This is a genomic window from Streptomyces sp. NPDC091377, from assembly GCF_044757045.1.
In the GTDB taxonomy this organism is placed as follows: Bacteria; Actinomycetota; Actinomycetes; order Streptomycetales; family Streptomycetaceae; genus Streptomyces.
Map to the genome: position 1 here is coordinate 1 of NZ_JBIVUE010000001.1, position 21,552 is coordinate 21,552.

Sequence of the window (21,552 nt, forward strand, 5' to 3'; positions counted from 1 at the left end):
GTTGATAGGCCAGATCTGGAAGCGCCGTAAGGTGTGGAGGTGACTGGTACTAATAGGCCGAGGGCTTGTCCTCAGTTGCTCGCGTCCACTGTGTTGGTTCTGAAACCACGAACAATCATCGAGACCCCCCTTTGTGATGGGGTGGGTTTCTGGTTGGCTGTTTCATAGTGTTTCGGTGGTTATAGCGTGAGGGAAACGCCCGGTTACATTCCGAACCCGGAAGCTAAGCCTTACAGCGCCGATGGTACTGCAGGGGGGACCCTGTGGGAGAGTAGGACGCCGCCGAACAATTATTGGGGGAACCCCCGCACCTGACGGTGCGGGGGTTTTCTGCGTTTAGGGTCGAGGTATGCGCTATGACCTTGTGATCTTTGACAACGACGGTGTCCTGGTCGACAGCGAGCCGATCTCCAACCGGCTGCTCGCCGCCTATCTCACCGAGTTGGGGCACCCCACCTCGTACGAGGACTCCCTCCGGGACTACATGGGCGCCGCCATGCACCGCGTCCACGATCTGATCGAGGAGCGGACCGGGGAGCGGCTGCCTGCGCACTTCGACGAGGTGTTTCACGGGCGGGTCTTCGCCGCCTTCGAGCGGGAGTTGCGGCCCGTGCCGGGAGTGGTCGACGTGCTGGAGAAGCTGACCGCCGACGGGGTGCCGTACTGCGTGGCCTCGTCCGGGAGCCATGAGCGGATTCGGGTGGGGCATCGGACGACCGGGTTGGACCGCTGGTTCGAAGACGGGATGATCTTCAGCGCCCAGGATGTGGGGAAGGGGAAGCCCGCACCGGATCTGTTTCTCCACGCCGCTCAGGTCATGGGCGTCCCGGCCGGGCGGTGTGTGGTCGTGGAGGACAGCCCGCTGGGCGTGCGGGCCGGAGTCGCGGCCGGGATGGACGTGGTCGGGTTCACCGCCATGACCTCGGCCGACCAGCTCACCGGGGCCGGGCGGCTCTTCTCGGACATGCGGGAGCTGACCGGGCTGCTCGGGTGAGGGGCGTGGGGGCGCGGGCCGGGCGGTGAAGTTGAGGGGAATTCAGCTTTGGCTGGATATACCCAGGAGACGCCCGGGGGCCTACGCTCCCGCCATGACTGAGGTGCTGCGGCGCGGTAGGGCTTCGCTGGCGTTCGGGTTCTTCGCCCAAGGCGTGGCGTTCGCCCTGCTGGTGACGCGGATCCCGGCCGTTCAGGACCGGTACGGGGTGTCCGACGCGCTGCTGCCGGTCTTTCTCGCCGCGGTGCCGATCCTCGCCGGGGTCGGGAGTGTGGCCACCGAGCGGCTGGTGCGCCGGGTGCGGCCCAGTGGGGTGCTGCGGTGGTCGCAGCCGGTGGTGCTGCTGGCACTGTTCGGGGTCGGGGCCGGCGAGGGGATGGCGGGACTCGCGGTCTCGCTCGCGGTGTTCGGGCTGGCCGTGGGGGCGCTCGACGCCTCCATGAACATGCTGGGGGTGAGCCTGCAGCGGTCGTACGGGCGGAGCATCATGCTCGGGTTCCATGCCGCGTACAGCCTGGGCGGGATCGTCGGGGCCTCGCTGGCGTGGGCGGGGGCGCACTGGGGGCTGGCGCTGTGGGTGTCGTATCTGCCGGTGGTGGTGCTGGTGCCGGTCGCGCTGGTGGGGAGCCGGTGGTATGTGGACGCGAAGCCCTCCGGGGAGCGGACCGGGGAGGTGACGGCGGCAGAGGAAGCCGGGTCCGGGGTGGTGTTCAAGGCGCTGCTGCCGCTCTGTCTGGTGATGACCTTCGCGTACATCGGGGACTCCACGGTGTCCAACTGGGGTGCGAAGTACCTCCAGGACGTGCTGGGGAGTTCCGAGCAGCTCGCGACCGTGCCGTACAACGTGTACATGGTGACCACGCTGGTGGGGCGGGCGCTGGGGGATCTCGGGGTGCGGCGGTTCGGGGCCGTGGTGGTGGTGCGGGGCGGGGCGGTCGTGGCGGCGGTCGGGTTCGCGGTGGTGGCGGGGGCGCCGGGGGCCTGGGTGGGGATGCTCGGTTTCACCCTGCTGGGGCTCGGGTTGTGTGTGCTGGTGCCGCAGACGTTCGCGGCGGCCGGGCGGCTGTTCCCCGGTGCTTCGGACGCCGCGGTGGCGCGGCTCAATGTCTTCAACTACGTCGGATTCCTGATCGGGTCGCCCTTGGTGGGGGCGCTGGGGGACGCCTGGAGCTATCGGGGCGCGATGCTCGTACCGATGGTTCTGGTGCTGGTCACCTTGGTGTACGCCCGGTCGTTCGACGCTCAACCGGACCGATACGGTGGCGGGCATGAGCGGTCGCGCACAGCTGATGTGGGACGAGGCGGTAACGGGCTATGACTTCGGTCCCGAGCATCCGATGGATCCGGTACGGCTGGATCTGACCCGGAGACTGGTCGGGGCGCTGGGGCTCGACCGGGCGATGGAGGTGGTGTCGGCCAAGCCGGCCGGGGACTCGACGCTGCGGCTGGTGCATCGCGAGGACTACATCCGGGCGGTGAAGGCGGCGTCGGCGGAGCCGGGGGCCGCGGATCCGTCGTACGGGCTGGGGACCGTGGATGATCCGGCGTTCGCCGGGATGCACGAGGTGTCGGCGCTGATCGCCGGGTTGTCGGTGGGGGCGGCGGAGGCGGTGTGGCGGGGAGACGCGCTGCACGCGGTCAACTTCGCGGGCGGGCTGCATCACGCCATGCCCGGGGCGGCGTCGGGGTTCTGCATCTACAACGACGCGGCGCTGGCGATTGCGCGGCTGCTGGAACTGGGCGCGGAGCGGGTCGCGTACGTGGATGTGGACGTGCACCACGGGGACGGGGTGCAGGCGGCGTTCTGGGAAGACCCCCGGGTCCTGACGATCTCGCTGCACGAACATCCCCGGACGCTGTTTCCGCAGACCGGATGGCCGGAAGAGACGGGCGCGGAAGGGGCCGCGGCGGGGTCGGCGGTGAATGTGGCGCTGCCGGCGGGGACGGGGGACGCCGGGTGGGTGCGGGCGTTCCAGGCCGTGGTGCCCGAGCTGTTGGCCGATTTCCGGCCGGATGTGCTGGTGACCCAGCACGGGGCCGACACCCACTTCGAGGATCCGCTGGCGCATCTCGCGGTGTCGCTGGACGCGCAGCGGGCGGTGCAGGTCGCCTGCCACGAACTGGCGCACGAGCACGCCGAGGGGCGGTGGGTCGCGCTCGGCGGGGGCGGCTACGCGGTGGTGGACGTGGTGCCGCGGTCGTGGGCGCATCTGGTGGGGATCGCGGCGGGCAGCGAGATCGCGCCGGAGACGGTGATTCCCGAGGAGTGGCGGGCGCAGGTGTACGCCCGTACGCGGCAGTTGGCGCCGGTGCGGATGAGCGACGGGCGGTGGCCGGTGACGTGGGGGGCCTGGGAGGCGGGCTACGACCCCGGGGACCGGGTGGACCAGGCGGTGCTGGCGGCGCGGCGGGCGGTGTTCCCCCTGCGGGGGCTGCTGGCGTAGCGCGGGGAGCGTGGGAGGGGGGCGGGAGGAGGGTCCGCGGAGTTGCCGGTTGTTCGCGGCTCGGGACCCTCGGTGCTGTTCGGTGCCGGGCATCCGTGTCGGCCGCTCGGTTTCTACGCCGGGCTCGCGGACGCCTTGTCGGCGGCGGGATGTGCCGTCCTCACACCGGCGCAGGGTCGTTGTGTCGACATAACGACCCGGTTCGGTCTACGCATGTACAACCTTGATGACGTACGGCGAGTCGCGCACGTACGGGCGCACAACCCGGGTGGCCTCCGGTGGTGCGACCGGCGCGCATACGCCCGCTCCGCCGCCGGTCCGGGCCGCGCCGACGGGCCCCGCAGAGGCCGGTGGGCCGCTGCCCGAGCGGGTGACCGGGGGCCACGGCTGGGTCTGCGGAGCAGGTCAGCCGGGGTTCGAGGCCATCGGGCCGACCGATGCGGATGAACCCGCCCTGTTCGTCGGGCGGGCCGAGGGGCGGGTGTCGGTGGTCGTTCCACTCAAGGACGGCGTGCGGTCGGATTACCACCTGCCGCTGACCCGCTACGTACTCAATCGAGCGTGTCTGTCACAGTAGGCCGCCGATGGGTGCACCTCTTCCCCACTCGCATCACCCGCCCCTACATTGGGGAGTGAGCACGCAACGACGAAGAGTCACCGGAAGGGGAAGCCGGTGGCCGTCGAGTGCGGAAGGTTCAGGTGTGTCATGGCTGCAGCTGGCGATCAGAGGCCTCTGAGTGAGGTTCAGTTCCTTACCGTGGCGGAGGTAGCCTCGGTGATGCGAGTGTCGAAGATGACCGTGTACCGGCTGGTGCACAGTGGTCATCTGCCCGCGATCAGGGTGGGGCGGTCCTTCCGTGTCCCCGAGAACGCGGTTCATGAGTACCTCCGCGACAGTTATGTGGGGGTGGAGACGGCCTGACGGCGGCCCGGGGGGACCCTTCGGCGCCGCACGGCTGCCCTCGGATCCTCCCGGTCCGGCCTCGATTACGACCTCAGCGCTCGGGCGGGTAGGCTAGCCCCTCGTAGGTCGTGTGGGCCCATGGCGCCCAAACACCGAGTGATGAGAAGTGAGCGAGGGTTGTCGTGGGCTCTGTAATCAAGAAGCGGCGCAAGCGGATGGCGAAGAAGAAGCACCGCAAGCTGCTGAAGCGCACGCGCGTTCAGCGTCGTAACAAGAAGTAGGTGCGGTGGCGGACTTCCGAGCCGCCTCCGCGCCGCGATGCGTGTGACGCGTCTGGCGTGACCGTGGCCCCCGTCCGGATTCCGGGTGGGGGCCACGGTCGTTTCTGTTTCCGTCCCTGTCCCTGTCCCTGTTTCTGTCCGTCTTCTGGTCCCCGTTGTTCGAATCGGTGTTTTCCCGACCGTGCGGTCATCACAGCGCAACGTCGAAGCGCTAGGTTGGCGGCAGAGACGTGGTGCGTCGGGGAAGGCGGGAAGGGAAGGGCTGGTTTTGGGCAAGGTCGTACTGGTGACCGGGGCGGCCCGGCGGCTGGGGGGCCGGTTCGTACGGCGGATCCAGCGGGACCCGGGGGTGGAACGGGTCGTCGCCGTGGACGTGGTGCCGCCCGAGCACGATCTCGGCGACGCCGACTTCGTCCAGGCCGACATCCGCCAGCCGACCATCGCGCGGGTGCTCGCGGAGAGCGGCGCCGACACGGTCGTCCACATGGACGTCACCGCGACCGCGCTGGGCAGCGGCGGCCGGACGGGGGTCAAGGAGACCAACATCATCGGCACCATGCAGTTGCTCGGGGCCTGTCAGAAGTCGCCGACGGTGACCCGGCTGGTGGTGAAGTCCAGTACGAATGTGTACGGGTCGGCGTCGCGGGATCCGGCCGTGTTCAGTGAGACCACGCCGGTCAAGTCGCTGCCGAGCGGCGGGTTCGCCAAGGACACCGTCGAGGTCGAGGGATATGTGCGCGGGTTCGCCCGGCGCCGCCCCGACGTCGCCGTGTGTGTGCTGCGGTTCGCCAACATCCTCGGGCCGAGCGCGGACTCGCCGCTCGCCTCGTACTTCTCGCTGCCGGTGCTGCCGACGGTCCTCGGATACGACCCGCGACTCCAGTTCGTGCACGAGGACGATGTCATCGACGTCCTGGGGATCGGGGCGCGGGAGCCGGGGCGTGGCACGCTCAACAGCGGGACGTTCAACATCGCGGGTGACGGTGTGCTGCTGCTCTCGCAGTGCTCCCGGCGGCTGGGCCGGCCCATCGTGCCGCTGCTGCTGCCGGCGGTCACCTGGGCCGGGACGCTGGTGCGGACGCTCGGCATGAGCGACTTCTCGCCCGAGCAGATCCGGTTGCTGACCCATGGGCGGGTCGTTGCGACCGGCCAGATGCGCGAGACACTGGGGTTTCAGCCGAAATACACCACCGCAGAGACGTTCGCGGACTTCGTGCGCAGCCGCGGACCTGGACTGCTGCCGCCGGAGGCCCTTGCCAGGGCCGTCGACCGGATCGCCGCGCTGCCCGTGGCCGGCGGCGGCCACCCCCCGAGCGCCGACTGAGGAGCGCATCAACGATGGCGGACGCCAAGGTCATCCCGTTCGACGACGACCGGTCCCGGGGCGGCGCGGCACAGCGCTCTTCGCGGCGCCGGGGTGCCGGGAGTCGACGGGGCGGTGGTGAGTCGGCGTCCGTCCATGAGCTGGACGGACGCGAGACGACCAACGTCCAGCCTTTGTCGCGCCGGGGGGCGGAGGCGGAGGGGGAGGGGCATGGGGACGGGGGGTCCGTGGAGTCTGGGGACTCCGGTGGTTCCGGTGGTTCCGGGGATTCGGGGGAGGCGGCCCGGAAGGCGGCGGCGGGGAAGCCTGCGGCGGCCGGGCGGGCCGAGGGGGCCGGGAAGGCTGCGGCTGCCGGAAGGGCCAAGGGGGCCGGGCGGGCCGAGACCTCTGGGAAAACGAAGAGAACTGGACGGGCCGGGAAGGCTGGGCCGGTTGGGAAGGCCAAGCGGGCTGTTGCGGCCGAGGCGGCTAGCGCGGTCCCTGCGGCCGAGGTGGCCGGGCAGGCCGGGGCGGCCGGGCAGGGCGGGGGAGCTGGTGTGGCTGAGAGGGTTGAGCTGCCACGGCAGGTCGGAGTTGGCGGAAAGGCCGGTCAGGATCGGGCGGGCGAGTCCGCCGGGTCCGCGAGGGGTTCCGAGGATGCTGGGGTAGGTGGGGACCCCGAGGCCGCCGGGCCCGCTGGAGTCGGTGGCGACACTGGAGCAGCCGAAGCCGAAGCCGTAGCCGGAACTGAAGCCGAACCCGAACCCGAAGCCGAATCCGATGGGGCCGTTGGGCAAGGGGCTGGTGTGGCGGGGTGGGTTGCTGGGGGGCTGGGGTTTTTGCGGCGGCGGGTCACCGGGGAATATGAGGTCGATGATTTCGGGTACGACGAGGAACTCACCGATCAGGTTCTGATGTCCCTGCTGCGGCCGATGTACGAGAAATACTTCCGGGTCGAGGTGAAGGGCATCGAGAACATCCCGGCGGAGGGCGGTGCGCTGATCGTCGCCAATCACTCCGGGACGCTGCCGCTGGACGGGCTGATGATGCAGGTCGCCGTGCACGACAAGCACCCGGCGGGCCGGCATCTGCGGCTGCTCGCCGCCGACCTGGTCTTCGTACTGCCGGTCGTCAATGAACTCGCCCGTAAGCTCGGGCACACCCTGGCCTGCGCGGAGGACGCGGAGCGGCTGCTGGCGCAGGGGGAGCTGGTGGGGGTGATGCCGGAGGGGTTCAAGGGCATCGGCAAGCCGTTCAGCGAGCGGTACAAGTTGCAGAGGTTCGGGCGGGGCGGGTTCGTCTCCACGGCGTTGCGGCAGGGGGCCCCGATCATTCCGTGTTCGATCGTGGGGGCCGAGGAGATCTATCCGATGCTCGGCAACTCCAAGACCCTCGCACGGCTGCTCGGCTTCCCGTACTTCCCGCTGACGCCGACCTTCCCGTGGTTCGGCCCGCTGGGCGCGATCCCGCTGCCGACGAAGTGGACCATTCAGTTCGGTGAGCCGATCCCGACGGACGGCTATCCGCCGGAGGCCGCCGAGGATCCGATGCTGATGTTCAACCTCACCGACCAGGTCCGCGAACAGATTCAGCACACGCTGTACAAGCTGCTCGTGCAGCGGCGGTCGGTGTTCTTCTGACTTTCGCCGATCCACGACAGCGGGGGCGCCCTTCCTGACGAAGGACGCCCCCGCTGTCGTGGATCGGGCTACTCGGCGTTCTCGCCGTCGATGCCCAGGCCGGGCAGGAGGCCCGGCAGGAGGGGTGGGAGGGTGACGTCGGGCTCGGCGTTCGGAGGCTTGGTCTGGGACGGGGAGGCGCCGCCGGTGTGCTGCGGCGGGTTGAGCAGGCCGCCCGTGTTGCCGCCCAGCAGCCCCTCGTCCTCGTGGTGGGGGGTGGTGGGACGGCTGGGCTTTCCGGTGCGGTCGTCGCCGCGGTCGGTGGAGCTGTCGCCCTTGCTGGGTGCGGAGGAGGCGCCGCCGGTGCCGGTGGAGCCGGTCGACGGGCCGGTGCGCGGGTCGCCCTGGCGGTTGTCGTCGGTCGCTCCGCCGCCCTGCGTCGGGGGCTGGGGGAGCAGCGACTGGAGCGGGGCGACTTCCTCGTCTATGGCGGCGAAGACCGAGGTCACCTGGTCGCTCACGTCCCCGAGCTGCACGGGCAGCCGGTCGCGCAGGGCGCCCCACGCCTCACGGTGGGACGTGGAGAAGGAGGAGAGCGCCTGGATGGGGCCGAGCGAGTCGGGGTCGCGCTCGTAGGCCGCGGTCAGCAGCCGGTGGCCCTCGGAGGCGTCGTGGGTCATACCGGACAGGGCCCGGCGGATCTCGCCCAGGGATTCGTGGTCGAGCTGCCCGCCCCGGTCGCGCTCCATGAGTCTGCGGGCCTCGTTGAGCCGGGTGGACGCCTGGTCCAGGAAGGCTTCGCCGCGTTCGCCGTCGCCGTCGGCGAGACCGCGCTTGAAGTCCTCGATGCCGCGCTTCAGGCCGTAGAGCGAGTCACCGGGGAGGGCGTCCGAGCTGGCAGCGGCGACTCCGCCGAAGGCGCCCGCGGCCACACTCACACTCAGGCCGCCGGCCGTCAGGCCCTTGGCCAGTCTGCTGCGCGGTCGGAGCTTCCCCAGCGGGGTGGCCCGATGAGCGCCCTTGCTCCGGCGGGAGCGCTGCTCGGGCACCGAAGGGTCCGCCGCCGCACCTCCCGCGGTGCCTTCCTGGAGCATCGCCTCCATGGCGGCCACCAGCTGTGCCCGTTGTACGACCTTGACCTCCGGGTCGAGCCCCGGGCGGGGCAGTTCGCCGAGACCGGTGGCGAGGGCCAGGAGTCGGCCCTGCTCGGTCGTGTCGGCGGCTGCCGGGGTCGGTGGCGATCCCTCGGGCTGCTCGGCCGCCGTGCCCTGGCCGGCCTGCTCCTCCAGGGCCTGGGCGAAGGCGTTCGCCCGCCGGTGCGCCGATACGTTCGCGATCACTGGCGGCACCTCCTCTCGTCATGACGGTCGACTCCCCAGGGGGTCCGGAGGGTTGCACGCCCTGACCGGATGCCCTCGATCGGGTGATCGGAGCGGGCCAGGGTGTGTCCACAGGGAGCCTGCATCCCGCACAACGAGCGGCGCGGCACTTGGGTTACGGACTGCGGATGATCGGATGGGGGAGTCAACGGGCTTTCACTGACCGTGAGTTGGCGGTGGCTGAACGTGTGTACGTGTGGAGGCGCCCGGTCGGGTGATCAGCGGGCGTCGTCCGGGAGCAGCCGGGCGAGGGTGCGCACGGCGCGGTACTGGAGGGTCTTGATCGCCCCTTCGTTCTTGCCCATCACCCGGGCGGTCTCGGCGACCGACAGCCCCTGGAGGAACCGGAGGGTCACGCACTCCTGCTGCTGGGGATTGAGCCGGCGGACGGCGTCGAGCAGGGCGGCGTTGGAGAGGGACTCCAGGACGGAGTCCTCAGGGGAGCGCTCGACCTCGTTGGCGTCGAGCATCTCGCCGGTGGTGACCTCCAGACGGAAGCGGCTGGACTTGAAGTGGTCGGCGACCAGGTTGCGGGCGATGGTGACCAGCCAGGCGCCGAAGTCGCGGCCCTGCCAGGTGAAGGTGCCGATCCTGCGCAGGGCGCGCAGAAAGGTCTCGCTCGTGAGGTCCTCGGCGGTGGCTTTGCCTCCCACCCGGTAGTAGATGTAGCGGTAGACGGTGTCGCTGTACTGGTCGTAGAGACGGCCGAACGCCTCGGCCTCGCCGGCCTGGGCGCGCTCGACGAGTTCCATCATCCGGGCGCTGTCGCTGTCGGCCGCGGGACGGCGGGCGGTGGCGTTGGCGCTGGTGGTGGTGTGCGTGGTGCCGGACGTGCGCGATCGTCTGCCGACCGCGGCGGTGCTTTCGGCGAGCGCGTAGCAGGGGCCTACGGGCGCGGTGGCGGAGGCGAGCGCGGGGACGGCGTACGCGGTGGGGACGAGGTCGCGCAGCAGTTCTTGGACCGTTGCGCGAAGCGTAGCCAGGCCCGAGGCGTCAACCCCGACGTGTGGGTACACGGGACTCCCAGAGGCAGAGCTTCCATCACGAGCAGTGCGGGACCTTTCACCCGTCGTAGCGACGGAGGGGTACCGGTTTGCGTCTGAGGAGAATAACGCTTCGTGCAGGCCCTGCTACACCCAGTTGCTCAAATCATCGATTACGTCGCTTCTGTAACCGATTGACGTTCGTTCAAGTGCCGCTTGCTGAACGGTTGTTGATCGAAACGTTTCGGGTTCTGGGTAGATGAGGGGCGTGTTGTGGCTGTGCGCGGACAAGGTGAGTGGTCAGGGCGTTCCCTGGGTACGGTGCGATGATTGGCCGGTTTTACCGGTCACGCCGTTCCCGGCCGCCTGTCCCCGCGGTTCCCACCGCCTGTCCCCGCGGTTCCCGCCGTCCGTCCCGCGGTTCCCACCGTCCGTCCCCGCCGTCCGTCACTCCGCTGTCATCGGCGCTTGCGGTGCAGGGCGATCGCCGCGGCCGTGCCGCCGGCCACCGCGCCGACGCCCGCGGCGGCCGGGATGCCCACCTTCGCCGCCTTGCGGCCGGTGCGGTAGTCGCGGAGCCGCCAGTCGAGGGTGCGGGCGTGCTTGCGGAGCTTGCCGTCGGGGTTGATGGCGTAGGGGTGGCCGACCAGGGACAGCATCGGGATGTCGTTGTGGGAGTCGCTGTAGGCGGCGCAGCGCTCCAGGTCCAGGCCCTGCGCGGCGGCGAGGGCGCGGACCGCCTCCGCCTTCGCCGGGCCGTGCAGCGGCTCGCCGACCAGCTTGCCGGTGTAGACGCCGTCGACGGACTCGGCGACCGTGCCGAGCGCGCCGGTCAGCCCGAGGCGGCGGGCGATGACCGTGGCGATCTCGACCGGGGCCGCCGTGACCAGCCAGACCCGCTGACCGGCGTCCAGATGCGCCTGGGCCAGGGCGCGGGTGCCCGGCCAGATGCGCTCGGCCATGTACTCGTCGTAGATCTCCTCGCCGATGGACATCAGCTCGGCGACCCGGTGGCCCTTGACGATGGAGAGGGCGGACTCCCGGACGTCCTGCATGTGCTCGGGGTCCTCGACCCCGGCCAGCCGGAACCAGGTCTGCTGCCAGGCGAACTTGGCGAGGTCGCGGGTCTGGAAGAACTTCCGCTTGTACAGGCCCCGGCCGAAGTGGAACAGCGCCGCGCCCTGCATGACCGTGTTGTCCAGGTCGAAGAAGGCGGCGGCCTCGGTGTCGCCGGGCACCGGGAACTGGGGCTCCTCGCCGGCGTCGCGCGCGGCTTCCTCCGCGACCTCGGACGCCTCGGTGGTCTTGCGCGCGGCCTCGGCCGAAGCCTCGCCTGCGAGCACGCTCCGCGCCGTGGCGGAGCGCCTGCGGGGGGTGAGCCATCGGAGAGCGGCCATGGCGTGAGCATAGCCAGTCTGTTCGGTGGTTCCGGAGTCGGGAGGTTCGCGGGGCGTGAACTCTCCGCGTCCCCCGAGTGACGGCCTGAGCGGGCCCGCAGGGCCCCTGAGCGGGTCCTCAGCGCGCTGCCGGTGGGGTCCGGGTGGGCCCCGCGCGGGTTCCGGACGGGCCCCAGGCGGGCCCCGCGCGGGTTCCGGGCCCCTTCCGGGGCCGTCCCGGGGCGGTCCCGGGGGCGGTCGGCGGCGCGACAATGGGTTGCATGAGTCCCATCTTTCGGCGGAAGGCCCCCGCCCCCCAGGAACCCGCCGCGCGTCTCGTGACGCTGATCCGCAAGCCCGGCTGCCATCTGTGCGACGACGCGCAGACGGTGGTGGAGAAGGTGTGCGGGGAGCTGGGCGTGGCCTGGGAGGAGAAGGACATCTCGCGGGACGGGGCCCTGCACGACCAGTACTGGGAGCAGATTCCCGTGGTCCTGGTCGACGGCCGGCAGCACACCTTCTGGCGCGTGAACGAGGAGCGGCTCAGGAAGGCACTGACCGGCCAGTACAAGTAGTCCGAAAATCGCTTAGGATCGACGGCGAATCGGTCTCGGGGGCGTTGATCTAGAGGAGTGTGTGCGTCGTGGCCCCCGGACTTGCGGATCCGCGCAGCGTGTGCGCCGGTTCCCGTCGCGGACGGAGAAGTTGCGTGACCCCGGTCACGTTGGCCGGGCAAATCGGACACTGTCTTTGTGCACGCGTTCACAAAGACATAGCCTGCTGTCGACGGGGCGGTCCGGGGACACACGACCGCCTAAAGCCCCGCTCTACCCGCAGGAGCACCGTGGCAACTGGCCGAACTCACCGACCGGCGACCCGTAGCCGAGGGATTCCCGAGGCCACCGTCGCCCGGCTTCCGCTGTATCTCCGCGCCCTGACCGCGCTCTCCGAGCGCTCGGTGCCCACCGTCTCATCCGAGGAACTCGCGGCGGCGGCGGGGGTCAACTCCGCGAAGCTGCGCAAAGACTTCTCGTACCTCGGCTCCTACGGGACGCGTGGCGTGGGCTACGACGTCGAGTATCTCGTGTACCAGATCTCCCGCGAACTGGGCCTCACCCAGGACTGGCCGGTTGTGATCGTCGGTATCGGTAACCTCGGCGCCGCGCTCGCCAACTACGGCGGCTTCGCCTCCCGCGGTTTCCGGGTCGCCTCCCTCATCGACGCCGACCCGGCGCTCACCGGCCGGACCGTCGCCGGGATCCCCGTACGCCACACCGACGACCTGGAGCAGATCATCCAGGACAACGGCGTGTCGATCGGAGTGATCGCCACCCCCGCCGGTGCCGCCCAGCAGGTCTGCGACCGGCTCGTGGCCGCCGGGGTCACCTCCATCCTGAACTTCGCCCCGACCGTGCTGAACGTGCCCGAGGGGGTCGACGTACGCAAGGTCGACCTCTCCATCGAGCTGCAGATCCTCGCCTTCCACGAGCAGCGCAAGGCCGGTGAGGACCACTCCGCCGAGCACACCGCCGCCCCGGCCGCCACCAAGGGCGCCAAGCGGTCCGCCGACAAGGGACCCGACGGGGACGTGCCCGCCGTGATGCCGGCATGAGTCTGCTCGTCGTCGGGCTGAGCCACCGCAGCGCCCCGGTCAGCGTCCTGGAGCGGGCCGCGCTGAGCGGTGACGCCCGGATCAAGCTCGCGCAGGACACGGTCGCCGCCGAACCGGCCACCGAGGCCGCCGTGCTGGCCACCTGCAACCGGATCGAGCTGTACGCCGACGTGGACAAGTTCCACGCCGGGGTCGCCGAGCTGTCCACGCTGCTCGCCCAGCACAGCGGGGTCGGGCTGGACGAGCTGACTCCCCATCTCTATGTGCACTACGAGGACCGGGCCGTCCACCATCTGTTCTCGGTGGCCTGCGGGCTCGACTCGATGGTGGTCGGCGAGGGCCAGATCCTCGGCCAGATCAAGGACTCCCTCGCCGTCGCGCAGGACCTGCACACCGCCGGACGGCTGCTGAACGACCTCTTCCAGCAGGCCCTGCGGGTCGGCAAGCGCGCCCACTCCGAGACCGGCATCGACCGGGCCGGGCAGTCCCTGGTCACCTTCGGCCTGGAGCAGCTCGGCACGGCCGGCGGCGCCGGGGTCCCGGCGTACGGCAGGAAGGCGCTGGTGATCGGCGCCGGATCGATGTCCTCGCTGGCCGCCGCGACCCTCGCCCGGGCCGGGGTCGCCGAGATAGTGATCGCCAACCGCACCGCCGAACGTGCCGAGCGACTCGCCGGGATCCTGAACCTGGCCGATGACACGGACGTGGTGGCCCGCGCGGTACCGATGGACGCGGTGCCGAGCGAGCTGACACGTGCCGACATCGTCGTCTCCTGCACCGGAGCGACCGGGCTGGTCCTCACCGCCGACCGGATCGCGGAGGCGGTGGAGGCCCGCACCGGCGCACCCGCCGCCGACCGCACCGACGCCCCGGACACCCCCGAGGCCACCGCCGCCCCAGCCGGCGGTCCGGGCGCGGACGGCCGTACGACCGCCGCCGGGGCCGGCAAAGGCGCCGCCGGGGACGACGGGTGTCCGCTGGACCTGGCCGCCGTACAGCCCGGGTTCTCGGTGCTGGGCGAGGCCGCCGTCGCCGGGATGGACGCGGCGACGCTGGAGCAGCACGCGAACTGGGTCGCCGGCGGGGCCGCCGCCGAGCGGCGCGAGACCGTACGCACCGGGCCCGGGGCCGACGCCCAGCTGATCACCGCGCTGGCCGCGACCGCCGCGACCGCCGGACGGGTGCCCGAGCACCGCAAGCCGGAACCGGTCGCCGAAGCGCCGCGCCCCGAACCCGTGCTCTTCCTGCTCGACCTCGCCATGCCGCGCGACATCGACGCCGCCGTGCACCGGCTCGCCGGGGTGCGCCTGGTCGACATCGAGTCGCTCGCCGAAGCCTCCGCCGACGCGCCGATGGCCGCCGACGTCGACCAGGTCCGCACCATCGTCTCCGCCGAGGTCGCCGCGTTCGGCGCCGCCCAGCGGGCCGCGCACATCACACCCACCGTGGTGGCGCTGCGGACCATGGCCGCCGATGTCGTCGCCGGTGAGATCGCCCGCCTCGAAGGGCGGCTGCCCGCCCTCGACGACAGGCACCGCGCCGAGATCACCCAGACCGTACGGCGCGTGGTGGACAAGCTGCTGCACGCGCCGACCGTACGGGTCAAGCAGCTCGCGGCCGAACCAGGCGGCGCCGGGTACGCGGACGCGCTGCGCACCCTGTTCGACCTCGACCCCGAGACGGTGGCAGCCGTCTCCCGAGCCGAGGACAGCACAGACACGAAGGACCGACCGGCATGAGGGACAACACGCTGAGACTGGGGACACGGCGCAGCCGGCTCGCCATGGCCCAGTCCGGGCTGGTGGCGGACGCCGTGCGCCAGGTGACCGGACGCCCGGTCGAGCTGGTGGAGATCACCACCTACGGCGACACCTCCCGCGAGCACCTCTCGCAGATCGGCGGCACCGGTGTCTTCGTGACCGCCCTGCGGGACGCGCTGAACCAGGGCGAGGTCGACTTCGCGGTTCATTCGCTCAAGGACCTGCCCACCGCGCAGCCCGCCGAACTGGTGCTGGCCGCGATACCCGCGCGCGAGGACCCCCGGGACGTGCTCGTCGCCCGGGACGCGCTGAAGTTCACCGATCTGCCCCGCGGGGCCCGCATCGGTACCGGCTCCTCGCGCCGCATGGCACAGCTCAACGCGTACGCCCGCGCCCACGGCCTGGACATCGAGACGGTCCCGGTCCGCGGGAATGTCGACACCCGGATCCGGTACGTGCACGACGGTGGACTCGACGCGGTCGTCCTGGCCGCCGCCGGGCTCAACCGGATCGGCCGGAGCGACGAAGTGACCGACTTCCTGTCGGTCGACACGGTTCTGCCCGCCCCCGGCCAGGGGGCACTGGCGGTCGAGTGCAGGGCGGGGCACACCGCCCAAGACGCTGCCCTCATCGCCGCGCTCGGTGAACTCGACGACCCGTACACCCGGGCCGCCGTGACCGCCGAACGGTCACTGCTCGCCGCCCTGGAGGCCGGCTGCAGCGCCCCTGTGGGCGCACTCGCCGACCTCCTGGCCGACGGGCAGATTGTCAAGGAAATGCGCCTGCGGGGCGTCGTCGGCACGACCGACGGCTCCCGGATGGTGCAGTTGTCCACCACCGGTCCCGTGCCCGAGACGCACGAGGGTGCTGAAGCCCTCGGCCGCGAACTCGCCGCCGAGATGCTCGTCCAGGGCGCGGCCGGTCTGATGGGGGAGCGAGCACATTGAGCCCCACCAACCTTCCCGCCGGTCCGGAACACGGGCACGTCACCTTCCTGGGTGCCGGACCCGGAGATCCGGGACTGCTCACTCTGCGCGCCGTGGAGGCGCTGGCCACCGCGGACGTCCTGGTCGCCGAGCCCGAGGTGCTCGACGTCGTACGCGTCCACGCCAGGTCGGGCGTCGCCGTCGTGGACACGGACGCGGATCCCTCCGGGGACCCTCGTCCGGGCACGAGCGCGCCTCAGCTGACGGTGGTTGACGGAGCGTCAACTACCGTGCGGGGCCCCGCGGAGCGGGATGCCGCACATCTTGTCATGGAGGCCGCGCGGGGCGGGAGGCGGGTCGTGCGTGCGGTGCCCGGGGATCCGGGGCTCGACACGTACGCCGCCGAGGAGATGCTCGCCTGCGCCGCCGCCGGGGTGCCCTTCGAGGTCGTGCCCGGCGTCGCCACCGCCGTGGGGGTGCCCGCGTACGCGGGGGTGCCGCTGCGGGACGCCCAGGGCGCGGACGTCCGGTTCGTGGACGCCCGTACCGCCTCCGACCGGTGCTGGACCGAGGTCGGGGCGTCGGACGGCACGGTCGTCGTGTCCACCTCGCTGGACTCGGTGGCCGGCGCGGCGGGTGAACTGGTGTCGGCCGGCCGCAAGCCGGACACCCCGATGACCGTCACCGTCGCCGGTACGACGACCCGCCAGCGGACCTGGACCGCCACCCTCGGCACCATCGCGCAGACCCTGAAGCAGGCCAAGGTGCTGCCCTCGCCCGAGGGCGGGCGGCCGGTGATAGCCGTGGTCGGTGAGCGCAGCGCGGCGGCCCAGCGCGACCAGCTGTCGTGGTTCGAGTCCAAGCCGCTGTTCGGCTGGCGGGTGCTCGTGCCGCGTACCAAGGAACAGGCGGCCTCGCTCTCCGACCAGCTCCGTTCCTACGGCGCCGTGCCGCACGAGGTGCCGACCATCGCCGTCGAGCCGCCGCGCACGCCCCAGCAGATGGAGCGGGCCGTCAAGGGGCTGGTGACCGGGCGGTACGAGTGGATCGCCTTCACCTCGGTCAACGCGGTCAAGGCGGTGCGCGAGAAGTTCGAGGAGTACGGGCTCGACGCCCGTGCCTTCGCCGGGATCAAGGTCGCGGCGGTGGGCGAGCAGACCGCCCAGGCGCTGATCGCCTTCGGTGTGAAGCCGGACCTGGTGCCGAGCGGTGAGCAGTCGGCGGCGGGGCTGCTGGAGGACTGGCCGCCCTACGACCCGGTCTTCGACCCGATCGACCGGGTGTTTCTGCCGCGGGCCGACATCGCCACGGAGACGCTGGTCGCCGGGCTGATCGAGCTGGGCTGGGAGGTGGACGACGTCACGGCCTACCGGACCGTGCGGGCGTCGCCGCCGCCGGCGGAGACCCGGGAGGCGATCAAGGGCGGTGGTTTCGACGCGGTCATGTTCACCTCGTCCTCCACGGTCAGGAACCTGGTCGGGATCGCGGGCAAGCCGCACAACGTGACGGTGATCGCGTGTATCGGCCCCGCCACCGCCAAGACCGCCGAGGAGCACGGGCTCCGGGTGGACGTGATGGCCCCCGAGCCGTCCGTGCACCGGCTGGCCGAGGCGCTGGCGGAGTTCGGGACGCGGCGGCGGGAGGCCGCGATCGAGGCCGGCGAGACGGTGACCCGGCCGAGCGAGCGGCGTCCGGGCTCGCGCAGACGCCGGACCACGACTTAGGCCCCGGCGCTGGAGCGCGGGGGCGGACGACGGACCACGACGCAGACCCCGGCGCCGGAGCGCGGGAAGGGTGAGGTGTCGGCCGGGAGCGGGCTTGTGCTCCCGGCCGACGCCCGTTTTCGCCCCCGCAGGGCCGTCGTCCGCCGCCGGGTGATCCCTCGCCCGGATGGCCGAGCGGGCGGCGCCGTGTGACGCTGGCGTACATGCGAGCAGCCCTTGTCGAGGAACTGGCCGGTGTGGACGCCGTCGCGGTCGGGGAGCTGGCCGCGCCCCTGCCCGGGGACGGTCAAGCGCTGGTCAGAGTGCACGCGGCCGGGGTGGGGCCATGGGACGTGGGGTTCCTCGGGGGCGGGTTCCCCGGCGTCCAGGTGCCCTTCGTGCCCGGTCAGGAGATCGCCGGGGTGGTAGAGGCCGCCGGTGAGCGGGCCGGGGTGCGGCCCGGGGACTGGGTGTGGGGGACGCTGTTCCCGGCGGGCGGCGGGTTCGCCGAGCTGGCCGTGCTCGACGGCGCGCGGATGGCGGCGATGCCCCGTGACGCGGGGTTCGAGGAGGCCGCCGGGCTGGTGATCGGCGCCGGCACCGCCTACGAAGGGGTCATCGAGCGGGGCCGGCTCCAGGGCGGGGAGACGCTGCTGGTCACCGCCGCCGCGGGGGGTGTCGGGAGCGCCGCCGTGCAGATCGGGGTGGCGGCCGGGGCCCGGGTGATCGGCGTGGCGAGCGGCCACCACCACGCGTTCGTACGGGGGCTGGGGGCCGAGGCCGTGATCGACTACCACGATCCCGGATGGGCCCGGGAGGTGCTGCGGCTCGTCCCCGGCGGGGTCGATCTGCTGATGGACTGCGCCGGAGGGGCCAGCCGCGACGAGGCGCTGCGCGCGGTACGGGACGGCGGGCGGGCCGAGTTCATCGTCCTCAGCGACGCCGAACCCGCGCTGGAGCGCGGCATCACCGGCGACTCCTTCGCCGCCCAGGTCGACCGGGCCCGCCTGGAGGCCCTCGGCGGACTGGTCGACACCGGGCGACTGCGGATGAACGTCGATGCGGCCCTGCCGCTGGAGGACGCCAAGGAGGCACTGACCCGGGTCGCCGCTGGGCACACCCGGGGGAAGGTGGTGCTGCGGGTGGCGTAGGGCGAGGTCGGGGGGCCCGGGGTGGGGGTGGGGGCGCGGGCGTAGCGTAGGGGTATGTCGAAGTACGGATCCTTTCCCGGGGCGCGGCCCCGGCGGTTGCGGGGGTCTGCCGTGATGCGGCGGATGGTCGCCGAGACCCGGCTGCACCCCGCCGATCTCATACTGCCCGCCTTCGTGCGGGAGGGCGTGAGCGAGCCCGTGCCGATCGCCTCGATGCCCGGGGTCGTGCAGCACACCCGCGACAGTCTGAAGAAGGCCGCCGCGGAGGCGGTGGCGGCCGGAGTCTCCGGGATCATGCTGTTCGGGGTGCCGGAGGAGGCCAAGAAGGACGCCCTCGGGACGCCCGGCACCGACCCCGACGGGATCCTCCAGGTGGCGCTGCGGGACGTACGGGCCGAGGTCGGTGACGACCTGCTCGTCATGTCCGACGTCTGCCTGGACGAGACCATCGAGCACGGGCACTGCGGTGTGCTCGACGCGCACGGCCGGGTCGACAACGACGCCACCCTGGAGCGGTACGCCGAGATGGCCCAGGTGCAGGCCGACGCCGGGGCCCATGTGGTCGGGCCCAGCGGCATGATGGACGGCCAGGTCGGCGTCATCCGGGACGCGCTCGACCGGATCGGGCGGGAGGACGTGGCGATCCTCGCGTACACCGCCAAGTACTCGTCCGCCTTCTACGGCCCCTTCCGGGAGGCCGTCGCCTCCTCGCTGACCGGGGACCGCAAGACCTATCAGCAGGACCCCGCCAATGTGCGCGAGTCGCTGCGCGAACTCGCCCTCGACCTGGAGGAGGGGGCCGACCTGGTGATGGTCAAGCCGGCCGGGCCCTACCTCGATGTGCTGGCGAAGGTCGCCGAGTCCGTGGACGTACCGGTCGTCGCCTATCAGATCTCCGGGGAGTACTCGATGATCGAGGCCGCCGCCGAGCGCGGCTGGGTGGACCGCGACCAGGCCATCCTGGAATCGCTCACCGGCATCAAGCGGGCCGGGGCGCAGAACATCCTCACCTACTGGGCGACCGAGGCGGCGCGCAAGCTGCGGTAGCGCCGGGCCGTCCGTATCGCGGAAAAGTCTGTGCAGGATGCAGCTGTCTTTCTAGGCTGCGGGGCGAGCCGTCAGGCTCTCGTCCCGCAGCCAAGGAGCCGCCGCGCCATGACCGTCATCGAGTCCCTCTCCCCCTTGCCGCCGCTGGCCGGGCGCGTCCGGACGATCGGGGGCTCGCCGGTCCGGGACATCCTCGCGGTCACCGCCCGGCCCGAGGTGATCAACTTCGCGGGCGGGCTGCCCGCCCCCGAGCTGTTCGACACCGTCGGCATCGCGGACGCCTTCCGCGCGGTGCTGGACGAGATGCCCGAGCGGGCCCTCCAGTACGCCACCACCGAGGGCGAACCCGCGCTGCGGACCGCGCTGGCCGGCCGGATCGCCGACCGGGGGCTGCCCACCGCCCCCGACGACATCCTCGTCACCACCGGCTCCCAGCAGGGCCTCTCCCTGCTGACCACCGCCCTGATCGAACCCGGTGACACCGTCCTCGTCGAGAACCCCTGCTACCTGGCCGCCCTCCAGGCGTTCGGCTTCGCCGGGGCGCGGATCGTCGCCGTCCCCGGCGACGAGCACGGCATCGACCCGGACGCGCTGGACGACCTGATCGTGCGGGAGCGGCCCAAGCTGCTCTACACCGTCCCCACCTTCCAGAACCCCACCGGCCGCACCCTGCCCGCCGACCGCCGGGCCGCCGTCGCGGCCGTCGCCGCCCGGCGCGGGCTGTGGATCGTGGAGGACGACCCGTACGGCGAACTGCGCTTCGACGGCGCACCCGTCCCCTGGATCGCCTCGTACGGGGACGCCGCCGAGCGGGTCGCGCTGCTCGGCTCCTTCTCCAAGGTCATGGCGCCCGGACTGCGGCTCGGCTGGCTGCGCGGGCCCGCCGCGCTGCTGCGGGCCTGCGCGGTCGCCAAGCAGGCCGCCGACCTGCACACCCCGACCGTCAACCAGCTCGCCGCCGCCCGCTATCTCGCCGACCGCGACCTCGACACCCACGTCGGCCGGGTCGCCGCCGTCTACCGCGAGCGGCGCGACGCCATGCTCGCCGGGCTGGCGGACGCCCTCCCGCCGGGCTCGGTCTGGAACCGGCCCGAGGGCGGCATGTTCCTGTGGGCGCGGCTGCCGGAGCCGTACGACACCACCGCGCTGCTGCCCCGGGTCGTCCGGCACGACGTCGCCTATGTGCCCGGCGCCCCCTTCTTCGCCGGGCCACCCGACCGCGCGACCCTGCGGCTGTGCTTCGTGACCCAGACACCGGAGGAGATCGGGGAGGGGCTGCGGCGGCTGGGGGCGGGACTGCGGGGCGGGGGTACGGACGCGCCTTAGCGGTGCCTTTGGACTCGCCTTAGCGGTGCGTGGACTCGCCTTTGCGGTACCCGGACTCGCCTTCGCGGTCCCGTCCCCCCCCCGGTGGCCGTGGCAGGGGCCGGCTATCTGGACGGGACCACCCTGAGGCCGAAGTTCCAGTCGCCCAGGTGTCGGGCGATGGCGACGAACAGGTACGCGGCGTGCTCCTGGGCGGCGGCGGTGGAGATGCCGCCGATGTCGAGGAGAGTGTCCTCGGCCCAGCCGAGATCGGTGAGCAGGGCCACCGTGAGCCGTTTGGCCTCGGGGTCGTCGCCGGACACGAAGAGATGGCTGGGACCGGCGACCAGGGTGGGTTCCGCCATCACGGGCGCGTTCACCGTCGCCAGCGTCTTGACCACCCGGGCCGAGGGGAAGGCCCGCTGGATCTGCGCGCCCAGCGGCTCCTCGGGGTGGGCGAGCGACTCGTCGGCCCGGAACCCGACGGCGCAGTCGATGATCACCTTTCCGGCGAGGACGGCCTCGCCGATCTCACCGAGCAGACCGAGGGACTCGGTGCCGGGGGTCGCGTTGACGACGACCTCCGCGTGGACGGCGGCGTCCCGCACGGTCGCGACGGGCAGCCCCAGGGCCGAACGGGCCCCGGGGTCGCGCGAGCCGAGCAGGACGTCGTGGCCGGCGGCGGTCCAGGCGGGTGCGAGGGCACGGGCCACATGGCCGGTGCCGAGGATTCCGATACGCATACGGGGGACGCTAGGCGCCGCG

Annotated in this window: 19 protein-coding genes, 1 rRNA gene and 1 pseudogene; 17 read left to right on the forward strand and 4 right to left on the reverse strand. The window is 71.9% G+C overall.

The window, feature by feature from the left end; genetic code table 11:
* Window positions 1-171 precede the first annotated feature (171 nt).
* The 9 genes and pseudogenes from rrf (at window position 172) to ACIQNG_RS00045 (ending at window position 7,566) form a co-directional block, all read left to right on the forward strand.
* Window positions 172-288: ribosomal RNA gene (rrf, locus tag ACIQNG_RS00005) — 5S ribosomal RNA — on the forward strand.
* A 61-nt stretch (window positions 289-349) separates the two neighbouring features.
* Complete coding sequence (locus ACIQNG_RS00010) at window positions 350-994, forward strand: HAD family hydrolase (protein WP_401481775.1); 645 nt, start codon at window positions 350-352, stop codon at window positions 992-994.
* A 94-nt stretch (window positions 995-1,088) separates the two neighbouring features.
* Window positions 1,089-2,312, forward strand: coding sequence for an MFS transporter (locus ACIQNG_RS00015; protein WP_401481778.1), 1,224 nt, complete (start codon window positions 1,089-1,091; stop codon window positions 2,310-2,312).
* On the forward strand, window positions 2,263-3,438 hold the full coding sequence (locus ACIQNG_RS00020; protein ID WP_401481780.1) for an acetoin utilization protein AcuC: 1,176 nt from the start codon (window positions 2,263-2,265) through the stop codon (window positions 3,436-3,438). Before ACIQNG_RS00015 ends, ACIQNG_RS00020 begins: the two co-directional genes overlap by 50 nt.
* Before the next feature lie 72 nt (window positions 3,439-3,510).
* Window positions 3,511-4,015 (forward strand): annotated as a pseudogene (locus tag ACIQNG_RS00025) (phosphatase); the annotation flags it as partial.
* A gap of 129 nt (window positions 4,016-4,144) precedes the next feature.
* Window positions 4,145-4,360, forward strand: coding sequence for a helix-turn-helix domain-containing protein (locus ACIQNG_RS00030; protein ID WP_141316280.1), 216 nt, complete (start codon window positions 4,145-4,147; stop codon window positions 4,358-4,360).
* A 164-nt stretch (window positions 4,361-4,524) separates the two neighbouring features.
* Complete coding sequence (locus tag ACIQNG_RS00035; RefSeq protein ID WP_003948845.1) at window positions 4,525-4,623, forward strand: 30S ribosomal protein bS22; 99 nt, start codon at window positions 4,525-4,527, stop codon at window positions 4,621-4,623.
* A 268-nt stretch (window positions 4,624-4,891) separates the two neighbouring features.
* Window positions 4,892-5,947 carry an NAD-dependent epimerase/dehydratase family protein gene (locus tag ACIQNG_RS00040; protein ID WP_401481782.1) on the forward strand — a complete coding sequence of 352 codons (1,056 nt, stop codon included), beginning with the start codon at window positions 4,892-4,894 and terminating at the stop codon, window positions 5,945-5,947.
* A gap of 554 nt (window positions 5,948-6,501) precedes the next feature.
* A complete protein-coding gene (locus tag ACIQNG_RS00045; protein ID WP_401482496.1) occupies window positions 6,502-7,566 on the forward strand; it encodes a lysophospholipid acyltransferase family protein in 1,065 nt (354 codons plus the stop codon).
* 68 nt (window positions 7,567-7,634) lie between these two features.
* On the opposite strand, the gene ACIQNG_RS00050 is transcribed toward ACIQNG_RS00045, so the two are convergent.
* The 3 genes from ACIQNG_RS00050 to ACIQNG_RS00060 all read right to left on the reverse strand — a co-directional run bounded on the left by ACIQNG_RS00050 (window position 7,635) and on the right by ACIQNG_RS00060 (window position 11,304).
* Window positions 7,635-8,885, reverse strand: coding sequence for a DUF5667 domain-containing protein (locus ACIQNG_RS00050; protein WP_401481785.1), 1,251 nt, complete (start codon window positions 8,883-8,885; stop codon window positions 7,635-7,637).
* A 257-nt stretch (window positions 8,886-9,142) separates the two neighbouring features.
* On the reverse strand, window positions 9,143-9,940 hold the full coding sequence (locus ACIQNG_RS00055) for an ECF subfamily RNA polymerase sigma factor, BldN family (protein ID WP_401438696.1): 798 nt from the start codon (window positions 9,938-9,940) through the stop codon (window positions 9,143-9,145).
* Between the two features lie 425 nt (window positions 9,941-10,365).
* Window positions 10,366-11,304, reverse strand: coding sequence for an HAD family hydrolase (locus ACIQNG_RS00060; RefSeq protein ID WP_401438693.1), 939 nt, complete (start codon window positions 11,302-11,304; stop codon window positions 10,366-10,368).
* 260 nt (window positions 11,305-11,564) lie between these two features.
* Between ACIQNG_RS00060 and ACIQNG_RS00065 the strand changes: the two genes are divergently transcribed.
* The 8 genes from ACIQNG_RS00065 to ACIQNG_RS00100 all read left to right on the forward strand — a co-directional run bounded on the left by ACIQNG_RS00065 (window position 11,565) and on the right by ACIQNG_RS00100 (window position 20,808).
* Window positions 11,565-11,858 carry a glutaredoxin family protein gene (locus ACIQNG_RS00065; protein ID WP_401481789.1) on the forward strand — a complete coding sequence of 98 codons (294 nt, stop codon included), beginning with the start codon at window positions 11,565-11,567 and terminating at the stop codon, window positions 11,856-11,858.
* Window positions 11,859-12,127: 269 nt separating this feature from the next.
* The gene (locus ACIQNG_RS00070; RefSeq protein ID WP_401481792.1) at window positions 12,128-12,895 is read left to right on the forward strand and encodes a redox-sensing transcriptional repressor Rex; all 768 of its coding nucleotides are present in this window, start codon (window positions 12,128-12,130) and stop codon (window positions 12,893-12,895) included.
* Entirely contained in the window at window positions 12,892-14,634 is a 1,743-nt protein-coding gene (locus ACIQNG_RS00075; RefSeq protein WP_401481795.1) for a glutamyl-tRNA reductase, read from the forward strand. The genes ACIQNG_RS00070 and ACIQNG_RS00075 overlap by 4 nt, the downstream gene beginning before the upstream one ends.
* Entirely contained in the window at window positions 14,631-15,602 is a 972-nt protein-coding gene (gene hemC, locus ACIQNG_RS00080; protein ID WP_401438682.1) for a hydroxymethylbilane synthase, read from the forward strand. The genes ACIQNG_RS00075 and hemC overlap by 4 nt, the downstream gene beginning before the upstream one ends.
* Entirely contained in the window at window positions 15,599-17,305 is a 1,707-nt protein-coding gene (locus tag ACIQNG_RS00085) for a uroporphyrinogen-III synthase (protein ID WP_401481799.1), read from the forward strand. The genes hemC and ACIQNG_RS00085 overlap by 4 nt, the downstream gene beginning before the upstream one ends.
* Before the next feature lie 203 nt (window positions 17,306-17,508).
* Complete coding sequence (locus ACIQNG_RS00090; RefSeq protein WP_401481802.1) at window positions 17,509-18,435, forward strand: NADP-dependent oxidoreductase; 927 nt, start codon at window positions 17,509-17,511, stop codon at window positions 18,433-18,435.
* A gap of 54 nt (window positions 18,436-18,489) precedes the next feature.
* On the forward strand, window positions 18,490-19,482 hold the full coding sequence (hemB, locus tag ACIQNG_RS00095; protein WP_401481805.1) for a porphobilinogen synthase: 993 nt from the start codon (window positions 18,490-18,492) through the stop codon (window positions 19,480-19,482).
* Window positions 19,483-19,590: 108 nt separating this feature from the next.
* Complete coding sequence (locus tag ACIQNG_RS00100) at window positions 19,591-20,808, forward strand: PLP-dependent aminotransferase family protein (RefSeq protein WP_401481808.1); 1,218 nt, start codon at window positions 19,591-19,593, stop codon at window positions 20,806-20,808.
* A gap of 104 nt (window positions 20,809-20,912) precedes the next feature.
* Here the strand turns inward: ACIQNG_RS00100 and ACIQNG_RS00105 are convergent, their stop codons facing one another.
* The gene (locus ACIQNG_RS00105) at window positions 20,913-21,530 is read right to left on the reverse strand and encodes an NADPH-dependent F420 reductase (RefSeq protein WP_401481811.1); all 618 of its coding nucleotides are present in this window, start codon (window positions 21,528-21,530) and stop codon (window positions 20,913-20,915) included.
* Window positions 21,531-21,552 lie beyond the last annotated feature (22 nt).